The organism is Halomonas jincaotanensis, assembly GCF_018448785.1.
In the GTDB taxonomy this organism is placed as follows: Bacteria; Pseudomonadota; Gammaproteobacteria; order Pseudomonadales; family Halomonadaceae; genus Halomonas; species Halomonas jincaotanensis.
In genome coordinates this window covers 158343-172357 of sequence record NZ_JAHCLU010000006.1, presented here as the reverse complement: position 1 = coordinate 172357, position 14015 = coordinate 158343, and the positions used below count along the sequence as shown (strand labels likewise).

Annotated in this window: 15 protein-coding genes; 3 read left to right on the top strand and 12 right to left on the bottom strand. The window is 64.3% G+C overall.

Annotated features, from left to right (window positions below):
• Positions 1–52 precede the first annotated feature (52 nt).
• A complete protein-coding gene (locus KG088_RS07400; protein WP_213824853.1) occupies positions 53–595 on the top strand; it encodes a cytochrome c in 543 nt (180 codons plus the stop codon).
• A 242-nt stretch (positions 596–837) separates the two neighbouring features.
• Here KG088_RS07400 and KG088_RS07395 read toward each other — a convergent pair whose 3' ends face one another.
• From KG088_RS07395 to KG088_RS07360, 8 genes are all read right to left on the bottom strand, one after another.
• A complete protein-coding gene (locus KG088_RS07395; RefSeq protein ID WP_319941401.1) occupies positions 838–2430 on the bottom strand; it encodes a cytochrome D1 domain-containing protein in 1593 nt (530 codons plus the stop codon).
• The gene (gene cobA, locus KG088_RS07390; protein ID WP_213824852.1) at positions 2427–3275 is read right to left on the bottom strand and encodes a uroporphyrinogen-III C-methyltransferase; all 849 of its coding nucleotides are present in this window, start codon (positions 3273–3275) and stop codon (positions 2427–2429) included. Before cobA ends, KG088_RS07395 begins: the two co-directional genes overlap by 4 nt.
• A gap of 22 nt (positions 3276–3297) precedes the next feature.
• Positions 3298–4500 carry a heme d1 biosynthesis radical SAM protein NirJ gene (nirJ, locus tag KG088_RS07385; RefSeq protein ID WP_213824851.1) on the bottom strand — a complete coding sequence of 401 codons (1203 nt, stop codon included), beginning with the start codon at positions 4498–4500 and terminating at the stop codon, positions 3298–3300.
• Between the two features lie 51 nt (positions 4501–4551).
• Positions 4552–5151: a siroheme decarboxylase subunit beta gene (gene ahbB / locus KG088_RS07380; protein WP_213824850.1), complete on the bottom strand. Its 600-nt coding sequence runs from the start codon at positions 5149–5151 to the stop codon at positions 4552–4554.
• Positions 5126–5584, bottom strand: a complete 459-nt coding sequence (locus KG088_RS07375; RefSeq protein ID WP_213824849.1) for an Lrp/AsnC family transcriptional regulator — start codon at positions 5582–5584, stop codon at positions 5126–5128. The genes ahbB (KG088_RS07380) and KG088_RS07375 overlap by 26 nt, the downstream gene beginning before the upstream one ends.
• Positions 5581–6114 (bottom strand): siroheme decarboxylase subunit beta, encoded by a 534-nt coding sequence (gene ahbB, locus KG088_RS07370; RefSeq protein WP_213824848.1) that lies wholly within the window; start codon positions 6112–6114, stop codon positions 5581–5583. Before ahbB (KG088_RS07370) ends, KG088_RS07375 begins: the two co-directional genes overlap by 4 nt.
• The gene (locus tag KG088_RS07365; protein WP_213824847.1) at positions 6111–6611 is read right to left on the bottom strand and encodes an Lrp/AsnC family transcriptional regulator; all 501 of its coding nucleotides are present in this window, start codon (positions 6609–6611) and stop codon (positions 6111–6113) included. The genes ahbB (KG088_RS07370) and KG088_RS07365 overlap by 4 nt, the downstream gene beginning before the upstream one ends.
• Before the next feature lie 66 nt (positions 6612–6677).
• A complete protein-coding gene (locus tag KG088_RS07360) occupies positions 6678–8414 on the bottom strand; it encodes a cytochrome D1 domain-containing protein (protein WP_319941400.1) in 1737 nt (578 codons plus the stop codon).
• A gap of 324 nt (positions 8415–8738) precedes the next feature.
• Between KG088_RS07360 and KG088_RS07355 the strand changes: the two genes are divergently transcribed.
• Both KG088_RS07355 and KG088_RS07350 read left to right on the top strand, forming a co-directional pair.
• Complete coding sequence (locus tag KG088_RS07355; RefSeq protein WP_250148120.1) at positions 8739–9095, top strand: c-type cytochrome; 357 nt, start codon at positions 8739–8741, stop codon at positions 9093–9095.
• A gap of 30 nt (positions 9096–9125) precedes the next feature.
• Positions 9126–10328, top strand: coding sequence for a cytochrome D1 domain-containing protein (locus KG088_RS07350; protein ID WP_213824846.1), 1203 nt, complete (start codon positions 9126–9128; stop codon positions 10326–10328).
• A 32-nt stretch (positions 10329–10360) separates the two neighbouring features.
• Here KG088_RS07350 and KG088_RS20025 read toward each other — a convergent pair whose 3' ends face one another.
• From KG088_RS20025 to KG088_RS07330, 4 genes are all read right to left on the bottom strand, one after another.
• On the bottom strand, positions 10361–10414 hold the full coding sequence (locus KG088_RS20025) for a hexameric tyrosine-coordinated heme protein (RefSeq protein WP_406565597.1): 54 nt from the start codon (positions 10412–10414) through the stop codon (positions 10361–10363).
• 17 nt (positions 10415–10431) lie between these two features.
• The gene (locus KG088_RS07340; protein ID WP_213824845.1) at positions 10432–10881 is read right to left on the bottom strand and encodes a globin; all 450 of its coding nucleotides are present in this window, start codon (positions 10879–10881) and stop codon (positions 10432–10434) included.
• A gap of 133 nt (positions 10882–11014) precedes the next feature.
• Positions 11015–11785 (bottom strand): ribonucleoside-diphosphate reductase, encoded by a 771-nt coding sequence (locus KG088_RS07335; protein ID WP_213824844.1) that lies wholly within the window; start codon positions 11783–11785, stop codon positions 11015–11017.
• A 51-nt stretch (positions 11786–11836) separates the two neighbouring features.
• Entirely contained in the window at positions 11837–13948 is a 2112-nt protein-coding gene (locus KG088_RS07330) for an adenosylcobalamin-dependent ribonucleoside-diphosphate reductase (protein ID WP_213824843.1), read from the bottom strand.
• Positions 13949–14015: the final 67 nt, after the last annotated feature.

Genomic DNA, 14015 nt, shown 5'->3' with positions numbered 1-14015 from the left:
CTACGTTGGCCAAGCCCGAGCCATGAACACGAACCAAAAAGGGAGATCAGTCATGTTGTATACGATTTTGATACGTTCAACACCTACCCATTGCGGTCGTGGCCGACGTGCTGCCATTACCCTCGGCACGCTGGTGGCGCTGGGCGTCAGTGCTGTCAGCCTGGCCGCGGAGCCCGTCAGGCCTGGGTTGACGCCCAAGCTGCAGGGCTTGCTGATGGAGGAAATGATTCAGATCGAGCTGGCAATGCAAGAGGTCTTTAGCGCCATCGTGCAGGGGCGGCACACCACGGTCGCCGAGAAGGGGCAGTCGATTCACGACAGTTTCATCCTGGATCAGTCCATGACCGATGAAGATCGTCAAGATTTGAAAACCGCCGTGCCAGCGGAGTTCCTGCAGATGGATGCGTATTTGCACGAGCTCTCGGCATCACTGGCCGAGGCTGGCCGTGCGGAAGACACGCCCCGACAGGTGGAGCTCTTCGGGCGCATGACCGAATCCTGTGTGGCGTGTCACAGCACCTACGTGACCGACCGCTTCGAGGGCCTGGAAACTTCGGATGTCCCGGCAGAGTGGGGGCTGGGTCCTCTTCCTTGATGCTGAGACGGGCTGATCATCTTGGCAGAGTCCTGGGCATACTTTGATCCCAGCCACTCGGGCTGACTCCTGTTGGTCAGGATTCACTCCACCCTGTCGATACCCAAGGCGCTGGAGGCTTCTCCCCCTTACTTATTAGGTAAGCCAGATAAATGTGAGCTGGGTGGATTCTCGCGCAGAAACTTATCCCTACAGTCTCCCTACAGTCATTCGGGCCGCCAGCTTGCGTGACGGCCCTCGTGCTAGTGACTGGTACCCTCCTCATAGCGCGTCTTGTTCCAGACGTTGTACTTGCCCGACGGCTTGCTCATGGGAATGCGTTTTTCTTCCTCGAGTGTCTTGGCGTCATAGACGATCACAGCGCCGTCTTCTTCCCAGAGGCTGAGCAGCAGCTTCTCGCCGTCGCGGTCGAACTCCACGTGGGCAGCGGTCTTGCCGGGCTCGGGAATCAGCGTCTCGACGATCTCCAGGCTGGCCTTGTCGATGACGTGGACCCGGTCGCGATGGGGGCCGAAGAACACATCCACCCAGACGTAGGGTGAGTTGGCGTGGCTGCGCATGAAGAAGCCGGGACCGTCGGTCTCCAGGGTCTTGACTACCGTCCAGTCCTTCATATCGATGATCGACACCGCCGCCCGAGTCAGATGGGGCGTGGCCATGACGCGGCGTCCCTCGTGCTCCCAGGTGATGCCGGAGCCGAGGTGGGGCATGCCTTCCAGCGGCAGGTCGGCGACCTTGTCGCCGCTGTCCAGGTTGACCACCATGCCGCCTTGGCCGTCACTCTCCCCACCTCGGGAGGCGCCGATCACGTGGGCGTACTCCATGTCGAAGAAGAAATCGTCGAGGTAGTCCGGCACCGGGATGCGCCGCACCCGGAAGCTGGGGGTATCGTGGCTGCGTGTTGGCGCCAGGGGTGTCGCCATATGGCCGGTGGAGACCACCGGCTCGGTGGGCAGCGGCCAGGGGATCTCCCACACCTCCTCGATATCCTTAAGCGCAGCGATGAAGCTGCCCCGCGGCGGTGCGGCATAGACGGCGCTGACCCGCGAGCTCGCACCGTCCTCGCCCACCGCCGGATAGACCTTCATCAGATCGAGGTTGTGGGCATCGAACAGCACCAGGCTGTGAGGCAGGTAATTAGCGGCCATCACATAGCGGCCGTCGCCGGAGACGGCGATGTTGCGCATGTTGATGCCGGCACGCACCTCGGCCACGACCTCCATATTGTAGATATCGTACTTGGTGATCCAGCCGTCCCGGGAGCCAAAGAAGACATGGCGCCCGTCAGGCGTGTACTTGGGCCCACCGTGCAGGGCGTAGCGGGTCTCGAAGCGGTGGATCGGCTCGAAGCTGTCGCCGTCGAGCAGGGTGGCGTGGTGATCGCCGGTCTCCACCACGATGAAGAGGTTGAGCGGGTCGGCGTCGAAGCGTGGTGCAGCGGGCAGACTGCCCGCGGGGTGTCGCACGATCTGGCTGGCCAGGATCTCCTTCGTCCCCCAGACGGGCTCGACCTCCGGCTCGCGGTAGATCCACTCGGCCAGCGAGGCGATCTCGTCCTCATCGAGCTGGGGCGCGAAACCCGGCATCTGGCTGGCCGCGCGCCCGTCGCGGATCACCGCCTCCGCAGCCTCAGGCTTGAGCCGCGAGAGGTTTCCCGGTAGCAGCGCCGGGCCGATGCCGCCCAGACGATCCTCACCGTGACAGGAAGCGCAGTGGGTCTGGTAGAGCGCTCGGGTATCGTCGCCACCGGCCGGCGCCATGGCCGTGATCAGCAGCGTCGCGGCCAGTGCCTGCAGGGATAGTAGGGATCTGGGAAAAGCAATGACGCGCTTCACAGGGCAACTCGCTCCCGCGCCAGCGCCAGGGTCTCGCCTTCGGCGAAGGTTGCCAGCTTGGGGGCGGGCTGGGCCAGGGAGTCGGCCAAGCGTACCACCTCGCCCACCACGATCAGGGTCGGCGGCTTGAGCCCTTCCCGTGCAATGGTCTCGGCCAGCTCACCGAGACAAGTCATTACCTGGCGCTGCTCGGGCGTGGTGCCACGCTCCACCAGCGCCACCGGATGCTCGGCCGGCAGGCCGTGGTCCTGTAGCTGCCGGCTGATCAGCGCGGCGTTGGCCAGCCCCATGTAGAACACCGCGGTCTGGTGAGGGCTCGCCAGGGCGGCCCAGTTGAGAGCCAGGTCGCCGTCGCCCTTGCAGTGACCGGTAACGAAGGTGACGCTCTGGGCATGATCGCGATGCGTCAGCGGGAAACCGCCATAGGCGGCACAGCCCTGGGCGGAGGTGATGCCCGGCACCACGCGAAAGCCCACGCCATGCTCGATCAGCGCCTCGGCCTCCTCGCCGCCGCGACCGAAGATATAGGGGTCGCCGCCCTTGAGGCGCACCACCCGCCTGCCCTCCCCGGCCAGGCGCACCAGCAGGGCGTTGGTCTCGTCCTGGGTCAGGGCATGGCAACGCGACGCCTTGCCCACATAGAAGCGCCGGGCCCGGGGGCTCGCCAAGGCCAGCACCTCCCTGGAGACCAGGCGGTCGAAGACCAGGCAATCGGCCTGCTCGAGCAGCGACAGGGCGCGCAGGGTCAGCAGGCCAGGATCGCCAGGGCCTGCGCCGACGATGGCCACCTCACCGGGCGCCAGTGGCGCCTCGGCGAGATCATAGGAAACGCGACGTGACGGCATGGCGGTATTCCTCTCGTCAGCCTTACGGAAGTTCGACGGCCTGGATGGCCTCATAGGGGGCACAGATCCGGCGCGCGCCCTCGTCGACGACCCCGATCTCGCGGTTGGTCAGGTAGCAACCGGGATCTTCTTCCCAAGGATCACCGGTCACCTTCCAGGCGCGTACCCGGGTATTGCCGTTGCAGATCGACAGGAAACGGCACTCGGCGCAGCGCCCCTTGAGCGGACGCGGGCGCTGGCGGAAGCCGGCCATCAGCGGATCCCGGGGGTCGCGCCAGATCTCGGAGAAGGGCCGGTCGCGGACGTTGCCCAGGTCATGGTCCCACCAGAAGGTATCGGGGTGAACGTTGCCCAGGTTGTCGATATTGGCGATATGCTCGCCGGAGGCGTTGCCCCCCCAGTTGAGCAGCCGCTGCGCCAGGGCCTCGGCCTGCTCGGGGAAGTGCTCACGGGCCCACATCAGCAGGAAGGGGCCGTCGGCGTCGTTGTTGCCGGTAACGTACTCGCGTTCCACGCCACGCTCGAGTTCGCTGCGGCAGTGGTCGAACAGCTGGGTCATGGCGTCGCGGGTCATGCGATACCAGGCGTCCTGCTTGCTGTGGCGCCGGCCTCGGCCGCCGTAGTTGAGATGCGAAAGGTAGAACTTGTCGACGTCGTGCTCGTCGATCAGCGCCAGGATGTCGCTGAGTTGCTCGACATTCTCGCGGGTCAAGGTGAAGCGCAGGCCCACCTTGATGCCGCGCGCCTTGCATAGTTTGACCGCGTGCATGGATTCGCGAAAGGCGCCCTGGCGCTGGCGGATGGTGTCGTGAGTCTCTTCCAGGCCGTCGATGCTGATGCCCACATAGTCGTAGCCGACTTCGGCGATGGCGTCGATATTCTCCTCTGTAATCAACGTGCCGTTGGTGGAAAGCCCGGTGTAGATGCCCAGCTCCCGGGCGCGGTGCGAGAGCTCGAAGATGTCGGGGCGCATCAGCGGCTCGCCGCCAGAGAGAATCAACGCCGGCACCCGGAAAGCGTGCAGGTCTTTAAGCACCGCGTGGGCCTCGGCGGTAGAAAGCTCGCCGGCGAAGTCGATATCGGCCGAGGTGGTGTAGCAGTGCTTGCAGGTCAAGTTACAGCGGCGGATCAGGTTCCAGATCACCACCGGGCCGGGCGGCTTGCGGGCCGGTGGGATGGGGCCCGGTTCGATCAGCGACTTGATGTAGCGGGTGACGCGGAACATGGCGTACTCCTGCTGAGGTTTGCTGAGCTGTGTAATACAAGCGGGCGCGACTCAGCCCCGCCCTTCGGTGGCTGTAGAAGCTGTGCCCGGTCGAGCGCCGGCCAGGCGTAGCCCGGTCTTCTTGAGGATGCGCGAGCTATAGAGGATGCGGTGGTCGCGACACGCCTCGCCCAGGCGCTCGCGCAGCGCTGCCGCCTGGCGCTCGACCTCGTCACGGCTGCGGCCGTGGAGCATGGCGAACAGGTTGTAGGGCCAGTGGGGCAGGTGGCGCGGGCGACGATAGCAGTGGCTGACGCCCTCGATGGCGGCCACCTCGCGGCCCAGGCGGGCGATCTGGGCGTCATCCACGTCCCACACGGTCATGCCGTTGGCCACATAGCCGAGCCGGTAGTGGTTGGGTACCGCGGCGACCCGGCGGATCACCCCGCGCGCCTGCATGGCCCGCATGCGCTCGAGCACCTCCTCACCGCTCATGCCCACCTCGCGACCCACCGCGCTCCAGGGGTCGGGCACCAGCGGCAGGCCGGTCTGGGTGGCGAGCACGATGGCGCGGTCGGCGGCATCGAGCCCCCGGTCGTCGCGTTGCTGGGCGTCGCGATTATGGACATCGCTATTCGGGGCCGGCCTAGACAGGGAGGTGGAGACGGACATGGAATTCCTCCTCCTTGGGCATGTTGAAGACGGGAAGCCCCGTGGCCGCCTCGACCTCCTCGATCACCTCGTTGATGCGTTCGGGCGTCTCGGTGGCCAGCACGAACCACATGTTGAGTTCATGCTCGCGACGATAGTTGTGGGCCACCTCGGGGAGGGCGTTGACCGCCTCGCTGACGCGCCCGAAGTCGGCCTCGGGCACCGCCAGCGCCGCCAGGGTCAGGCCACCGCCCAACCGCTCGGCGTGGAACATGGGGCCGAAACGGCTCAATACTCCCCCCCCGCACAGGCGCTCGAGGCGCTCGAGTAGGTCGCCCTCGTCGATACCCAGCTCATCGGCCACCGCCGCATAGGGGCGCGCCACCAGCGGCAGGCCATCCTGCAGGCGATTTAGCATGCGACGGTCCACGCCATCCAGGTCGTCGAGTGTCATGCCACTCCCTCCTGCACGTAGCGGCCGCCGCACTGGCGATAGGCGTGAGTGCTGAACAGCACCCGGTGCTCGAGTTCGCCGAGTGCCAGACGTTCGGCGATGGCCGCGAGCTCCGCCAGCACCCGCTCGCGACGGGCGCCGTGAATCATGCAGAAGAGGTTATAGGGCCAGTCGGGCAGGCGCCGCGGACGGCGGTAGCAGAGTGTCACTGCGGCTTCCTGGGCTAGCCGGCGGCCTACCTCGTTGACCCGATCGTCCGGCACGTCCCATACCACCATGGCATTGGCCTCGATCCCCAGCCGGCGATGACGCACCACCAGTCCCAAGCGCTTGATCATGCCGTCGGCCTGCCAGCGACGCACACAGGCCATTACCTCTTCCTCGGCCATGCCGGCCTGTTCGGCTAGTGACTTCCAGGGCCTCGGGGTGAGCGGCAGCCCCTGTTCCAGCACTGCGCGTAGGCGGCGATGGGCGGCCGGCTCGTCGAGTGAGCAGACAGCATCGAGGGGCAGTGGGGTCGCGGCGCTCATGTGCACTCCAGTTCGGCCCAGGGAATGGGGAAGGACAGGTCGATGTGATAGCCCTCCAGCATCGGCAGGCGCAGGATCGGCACGCCTAGATGCGCCTCCAAGGCATCGAGCCGCGCCTCGAGTTCGGGTTCATCGGGCGCGGTCATCACAAACCACAGGTTGTAGCCCTGCTCCCGGGCCAGACCTTCACGTGCATAGTTATGATTGACGCCGGGGGCGGCGTTGATGAGCGCTGCGAAGGCATCGCGCGTCTCCTCCGGTACGGCCACCGCCGCCAGCAGGCTTGCGCCGGCCCGAGCATGGTCGAACACCGGCCCCACGCGGCTGAGCACGTCCAGCGAATGCAGGCGCTCCAGTCGCGCGATCACCTCGGTCTCCGAAGTGCCCAGACGCTCGGCCACGCTAAGAAAGGGGCGGGTACAGACCGGCAGGCCGCGCTGGTAAATGTCGATCAGGCCTCGATCCAGGCTATCGAAGTCTCGGGGATGGCAATGCATCGGCACAGCTCACTTAATGTGTCGGATAGGCAGGCGGGACATAGGTAGGCCCGCCGCCGTTTTCGGTCAGTAGATATCTTTCTGGGTATTGATCACGTTGAACTTGCCGGTCGGCGTGACCAGACGCTCGTCCTTGATCACGTGTTTCAGCTCGCGGGTCTCGTCATCCACTATCACCAGCGCGGAGGTCTCTTCCATGGTGTTCCAGACGGAGAACCACACCTCGTCACCGGCCTGATTGTACTCTGGCTGCACGACCCGCTTGACACCCTCGCCCACGTCGGCCCACTCGGCGATCGGCAGGACTTCGTAGCCGGCCTCCAGGTCGTTGATATCGAAGACCGCTACGCTCTGGCTGGGCCCTTCGTTGGGGTTGAGCGCGGTGTCCACATAGAGGTTGTCGGACTCCGGATGGGTCTTGATGAACAGCGAACCGCCGCCCTGACCTTCCAGGGTACGCACCACCTTCCAGGCATTATCCGGATGACCTTCCGGATCCGTACCGATCAGCGAGATAGTATTGTCGCCCAAGTGGCTGGTGGCCCACACCGGACCATGCTCGGCATCGACGAAGTTGGCGCCGCGCCCGGGGTGCGGGATCTTGCCCACGTCGATGATCTCTTCGAGCTCTCGCTCCTGGGCATCGATGACCACGATCTGGTTGGACTCGTTGGCCGCGGTCAGGAAGTAGCGTCCCGAGGCGTCCCAGCCGCCGTCGTGCAGGTAGCGGGAGGTTTCGATCTCGACCGTGGAGAGGGCGTCGAGGTCCTCATAGTTGACCAGCTGGACCTTCCCGGTCTCCTTGATGTTGACGATGAACTCGGGATGCTGATGTGACCCCACGATGGCCGCCACGCGGGGCTCCGGGTGATATTCCTGGGTGTCGACGGTCATGCCACGGGTGCTGACGATCCTGTTCGGCTCCAGGGTCTGACCGTCCATGATCACGTACTGCGGCGGCCAGTAGGCACCGGCAATCGCATACTGATCTTCATACCCCTCATACTTGGAGGTTTCGACGGAGCGTGCCTCCATGCCGATCTTGATGGATGCCACGATCTCCGGCTCCTCCATCCACAGGTCGATCATGTCGACTTTGGCATCGCGACCGATGACGAAGATGTAGCGCCCGGAGGCGGACATCCGCGAAATGTGCACCGCGTAACCGGTGTCGAGGACCTTGACGATCTCCTTGGAGTCACCGTCGATCAGCGCGATCTGGCCGGCGTCACGCAAGGTGACCGAAAAGAGGTTATCAAGGTTCAGGTCATTCATCTGCTCGGTGGGGCGATCCTCGGGGGCGACCAGCACCTCCCAGGTGTCCATCATCTCGGGCATACCGAACTCCGGCGGCACCGGCGGCTCGTGCATGATGTACTTGGCCATCAGCTCGATTTCTTCGTCGGTGAAATCGCCCGATGTACCCCAGTTGGGCATGCCGGCCGGAGAACCGTAAGTGATGAATGCCTTGAGATACTCGATACCCTGCTCTTGGGTAATGTCGGTAGTCAGCGGCTTGCCGGTGGCCCCCTTGCGCAGCACGCCATGGCACCCGGCGCAGCGCTGGAAGTAGATCTCCTTGGCCTTCTCGAACTCGGCTTCCGTTATGTCCGGCGCCCCGGGGGTGCGCACCGACTTGGCGGATTTCGGATCCACGGCAGACTCGGTGCCCTGATAGGCCGTCTGTGATTCGTCCAGGTTATGTTGTTCCTGTTCATCCTGGGCGTGAGCCGCGCTGATGCCCAGCGCGACGGTGGTCACTGCCACCGCAAGGGGCTTGAGATACCAGTCTTTTTTCATCATCGTTCCACCTCTGTCATGATCCTTGAATACACTGTCGCCAGGTCATGGGCGAGTCGTTGTTGTCGTTCGCCGAATGGCTAACCGGTGCTGCCCGGCCGATGACCTCCCTGCGCAGAGCGTGGTTCAGTAATACGCATTTTTCCTGCACCTTTGGCGGGTCTTGCGTCGCTTTCCGTGACAAGATTGATCTACGTCAAAGAGGCACTGACCCGACGCCAAGCAAACATTGCGAGCCCGAATGATTAATGCTTCATGTGGCTTTCAGGGCACGCATTGAACCCTGTTAAGCACGACCGGCCGCCAGCATGAACACCGGGAGCCGCCATGCCAATTGCAGACGCCATGACCCAGCCCGCCTCCCGCCGCTTGCTAATCCTGGCGCTCTGCTGGTTGCCGGTCGCGGTTCTTGCCGACAGCTCGCTCTCTGCCGAGCGAGTACAGGAGCTCAAGACCTTGCTCTATCAAGACTGCGGCTCCTGCCATGGCATGACGCTGCGTGGCGGACTGGGCCCGTCACTGCCCGAGTCGCGCATGAACGCCTACAGCCGCGAGGGCCTGGCAGCATTGATCCTCCACGGCATTCCCGGCACCGCCATGCCTGGCTGGAAAAGGCTGCTGACCGAGGAAGAGGCCCTCTGGCTCGCCGACCACCTGCAGAACGACAATCCTTTGGATGAGTGAGCAATCTCGATGACCCCACAAGGAATGGCCATGATTCCCCTAGTCCTTCGCAAGGCCCTCGTCGCCATCGCACTGCTCGCCCTGCTGGCCGGCTGCCAGGCCACGCCAAGCGCGGAGTTGCGCGGCACCGGTGACCTCGGCGTGATCGTCGAGCGCGCCACCGGCAGCCTGGCGGTGGTAGACACCAGCCACCACCGAATCCTCGACCGCGTGGAAGGGCTGGGTGATCTTTCCCACGCCTCGGTGAAGTTCTCCCGCGACGCCCGCTACGCCTTCGTGTTCGGCCGCGACGGAGGGCTGAGCCGCGTCGACCTCCTAACCAGCGAGATCACCCACCGGGTGATGCAATCCGGCAACAGCATCGGCGGCGCCGTCTCCCAGGACGGCTCACTGGTGGCGGTGGCCAATTACGATCCGGGCGGCGTGAAGGTCTTCGACAGCGAGACGCTTGAGGAGGTGGCAGAGATTCCAGCGACGTATCGGGACGATGACGGCGATGAGCAGCGCTCCAAGGTAGTGGGGCTGGTGGATGCCCCCGGTAACCGCTTCGTCTACAGCCTGTTCGAGGCCGGCGAGATTCATCTGGTCGACATGCACGGCGACACCCCGGAGGTGAGCCGCTTCAGCGATATCGGTGAGGCGCCCTACGACGCCCTGATCGGCCCCAACGGGCGCTACTACATCGCCGGCCTGTTCGGCGAGGACGGCCTGGCGCTGCTCGATCTCTGGCATCTCGAGGAGGGCGTGCAGCGCATCCTGCCCGACTACGGCCGCGGCGAGGAGCGCTTACCGGTCTACAAGATGCCGCATCTGGAGGGCTGGGCCATGGCCGGCGGCGAGGCCTGGCTGCCGGCGGTGGGCCGGCACGAGGTGCTGGTCGCCGACAGCGGCGGCTGGTCGCTTTCGGAGCGCATTCCAGTCCACGGCCAGCCGATCTTCGTGATGACCCGCCCGGATGAGCGCCAGGTATGGGTCAACTTCGCCCACCCCGACAACAACGTGGTGCAAGTGATCGACACCGAGGGCCGCGAGATCGTCGCCACCCTCTCGCCCGGAGAGTCCGTCCTGCACATGGAGTTCACGCCGAAAGGCGAGCATGCCTGGATCTCGGCTCGCGACAGCGACCGGGTGGTGGTCTATGACACCCACACCCTGGAGGAGGTCGCCCGGCTCGACAGCGAATCGCCCAGCGGCATCTTCTTCACCCACCGGGCCCATCGCATCGGGTTGTAGGTTCTTGACTGGGGCAGCGGCCTCGTGGCGCATCAGTCACGCCAATAGTCGTTGGCCGCGGCAACGGTCTGGAAGTGAGTGGCGATGACGTGGGAGACCGCGATCAGTCATGGCCGCGACAAAAGCGATATCCCTCTTGGTGTCGGTCGTAATGGAACTTCATATAGACAATGCCCGGCGCCATCACCAGCCGCCATGCCAACTCGACCTCGTCAGTGAGGCGATCATCGAAACGGCGAACCGTATCGATCAGTGTTTCGAGCCAGAGGTCATAGAGCCGAGGGGGAATGTCGAGGTGAGTACGGCCATGGCTCAGTGCCACCTGATGCAGGTAGTAATCGGCATGACTCGAACCATAGAACGCCAGAAGGTGATAGAAAGCCTTCTTCAGCATGGAACGCTGGCGCTGCATATCGGTATGGCGAAACTTCATCGCCACCTCCGGCGAGGCTGCGATAAAACCATCATAAAAAGCGGCAAAAAACGCTTGACCATCGACCTCGCGTTCCAGCACGCGCCGATAGCTGTTTTCGAAGAGCTGCTCTACGTCCATAGCGGCTGTCGCATGGCGATCCTATGCCAAGACTAGGCGAGATAGCCGCTTGCGTCGTTGGCTACCGTTCCTTACGTACGCATCATGTGACGTGAGTCAACAGAGGCGACTCACGCGCCGCCTCCTTCATGCCTCAGCCGCACTTCGACCAGCCACAGCCGGCATAGCAGGTCGGGCAGCCGTCCATCATGATCAGCTCTCCGCGACACTCGGGACAGTGGCCGACCACCGTGGGGCCGTCGCCTTTTCCTTTGCTGGTGGCTTCACCGACACCGATCGCGGACACGGCGCCAGCGGCCTCCGGTTCTTCCTCATGCGCGGGTGGCTGCCAGGGGTGGCCGTGGGTCAGGCGGTGGGCGTAGCGGCTGACCAGCTCCTCCGCTGGCACCTGGTTGCCGTCCTGGTCGAGGAAGCCGCGGCGATAGAGGATCTGCTGGATCGACCAGGCGATGGCCGCGACCTCGGAATCGTGGAACATCGGCTTGCCCCAGCGGTTCATGCCGCAGCGCACCAGGCCCTTGTCCCAGGCCACCTTGCGCAGATCCGCCACCGCCTGGGTGACGTAACCGCCGCGTGCGGCCAGCGACAGGCTGCGCATGGTGGCGGTGATCCACTGGTGCTCGCTGGAGAGCTGGCCGGAGGGGAAGAAAAACTCCACCGGGCGCTCGACGATCACCCGCTTGCCGTTCAAGACGCCTTCCACCGGCATGAACGACACCAGCAGGTAGACCTTCTTGCGCCCTTCGGCGCCCACGTAGGAGATCTTCTCCGACACGGCCTCGAGGGTGCCCTCGGGGCGCGAGGGAATGCGCACCGTGAGCGGGTTCTCGTCGGCCAGCGGCGGCGGCTCGACCGCCTTCTTGACGCTGTAGGAAACGATCTTGGACTTGATTTCGACGGCCATCAGCGGGCTCCTTGAATGCTTGTCTTCATGACGCATGAAAAGATCGGGCGATTACCACTTCCCATAAGTTCCCTCTTTTAGTGCGTCATACAGGTTCGCCGCGTTGTGCTCCTCGCCGTCGTAGATCACCGTCTCGTCGCCGGTCAACTCGACGGTCTCGCCGTTGTCCAGTTCGAAGACGTAGGTGGTATTCTTCAAGTCATCCTCACGCACCAGCACCCCCTGGAAGGCCTCGGGATTGAAGCGGAAGGTGGTGCAACCCTTGAGTTGGCTGGTGTAGGCGTCCAGATAGAGGTCCTTGAACTCGTCGAAGGCGAACTCCGTCGGCACGTTGACCGTCTTGGAGATGGCCGAGTCGACCCAGCTCTGGGCGGCGGCCTGCACCGCCACATGCTGAGGCGGCGTCACCGCATCGGCGGTGATGAAGTAGTCGGGCAGGTCGCTCTCCACCGCGTCGGCGGCAATGAAATGCCGATAGGCGGCCAATTCGAAGGAGCACACCTCGACCTGCTCCTTGGTCTTCTTGCCGGCCTGGATGACGTTGCGGAAGTAGCGATGCGAGAACGATGGCTCGATGCCGTTGGAGGCGTTGTTGCCCAGCGACAACGAGATAGTGCCGGTCGGGGCGATGGAGCTGTGGTGGGTGAAGCGCGCGCCATGCTCGGCCAATGAGGCGACCAGCTCCGGCGCCACCTCGGCGACCTTCTGCATGTAGCGGCTGTAGCGCGCATGCAGGATGCGTCCCGGCACCTGGTCGCCGATCTCGTAGCCGTCCTGCTTGAGCTCCGGCCGCTCGCGCATCATCTTCGGCGTAAGCTCGACATCCTCGGCGAGGATCGGCGCCATGCCCTTCTCGCGGGAGAGCTCGAGGGCCTGTTTCCAGCCCTCGATGGCGAGGTTGCGGCTCACCTCCTCGGTGAAGGCCAGCGACTCCGGCGAGCCGTAGGGAATCTTGAGCATGGTCAGGGTCGAGCCCAGGCCCAGAAAGCCCATGCCATGGCGGCGCTTGGCCTCGATCTCCTTGCGCTGACCCTCAAGCGGCAGGCCGCTGATCTCCACCACGTTGTCGAGCATGCGGGTGAAGATGGCCACCACCTTGCGGTAGCGCTCCCAGTCGAAGCGCGGCTTCTCGGCAAAGGGGTCGATGACGAAACGCGTCAGGTTCACGGAGCCCAGCAGGCAGGCACCCTCGGGCGGCAATGGCTGTTCACCGCAAGGGTTGGTCGCCCGGATCTCCTCGCAGAACCAGTTGTTGTTCATGCGGTTGACCTGATCGATCAGGATGAAGCCCGGCTCGGCGAAGTCGTAGGTCGACTTCATGATGGTGTTCCATAGCTCGCGGGCCTTGATCACCTCGACGATGCGACAGGCCACGCGGCCTTGTTCGTCGACGGTATAACCGTCCTCGACCACCGGCCAGTCGCGATAGATCAGCTCGTCTTCCTTGACGTCGGCTTTCTCGCCAGCATGCAGCGGGAAGGCCAGCGGCCAGTCGGTGTCATGCTTGACCGCTTCCATGAACTCGTCGGTGATCAACAGGCTCAGGTTGAACTGGCGCAGCCGGCCCGCTTCGCGCTTGGCCTCGATGAACTCGCGCACATCGGGATGGCCGATATCGAAAGTCCCCATCTGGGCACCGCGGCGCCCCCCCGCCGAGGCCACCGTGAAGCACATCTTGTCGTAGATATCCATGAACGCCAGCGGGCCATTAGTGCCGGCACCGGCGCCGAATACAAAGGCGCCCTTGTGGCGCAGGGTGGAGAACTCGTAGCCGATGCCGCAGCCCGCCTTCAGGGTCATGCCGGCATCCACCACCGAGTCGAGGATGTCGTGCATGGAGTCGCGAATGGTGCGCGAGACGGTACAGTTGATCAGGCTCACCGCCGGCTTGTAGTCCTCGGCGCCGGCGTTGGACATGATGCGCCCGGCGGGAATGGCGCCGTTCTCCAGCGCCCAGCGAAACTTCGTGAGCCAGGCCTCGGCCTGATCGCCTTCCACCGCGGCCAGCGCCCGTGCCACCCGCTCCCAGGTCGCGCCCACGTCCTTGTCGACGGGGCGTCCGTGACGATCCTTGAGCCGATACTTGGAATCCCAGATATCACGGGAAGGCAATTGCAGCGGCACCTCTTGGGAGGTCTTCACGGCCTTGGTGGGAGTGCTCATTGGGGGGGCTCCGACAGTGTCTGGATGGACGGTTTACAGGCGTAACAGAAAGTAGGCGCTAGGGGGG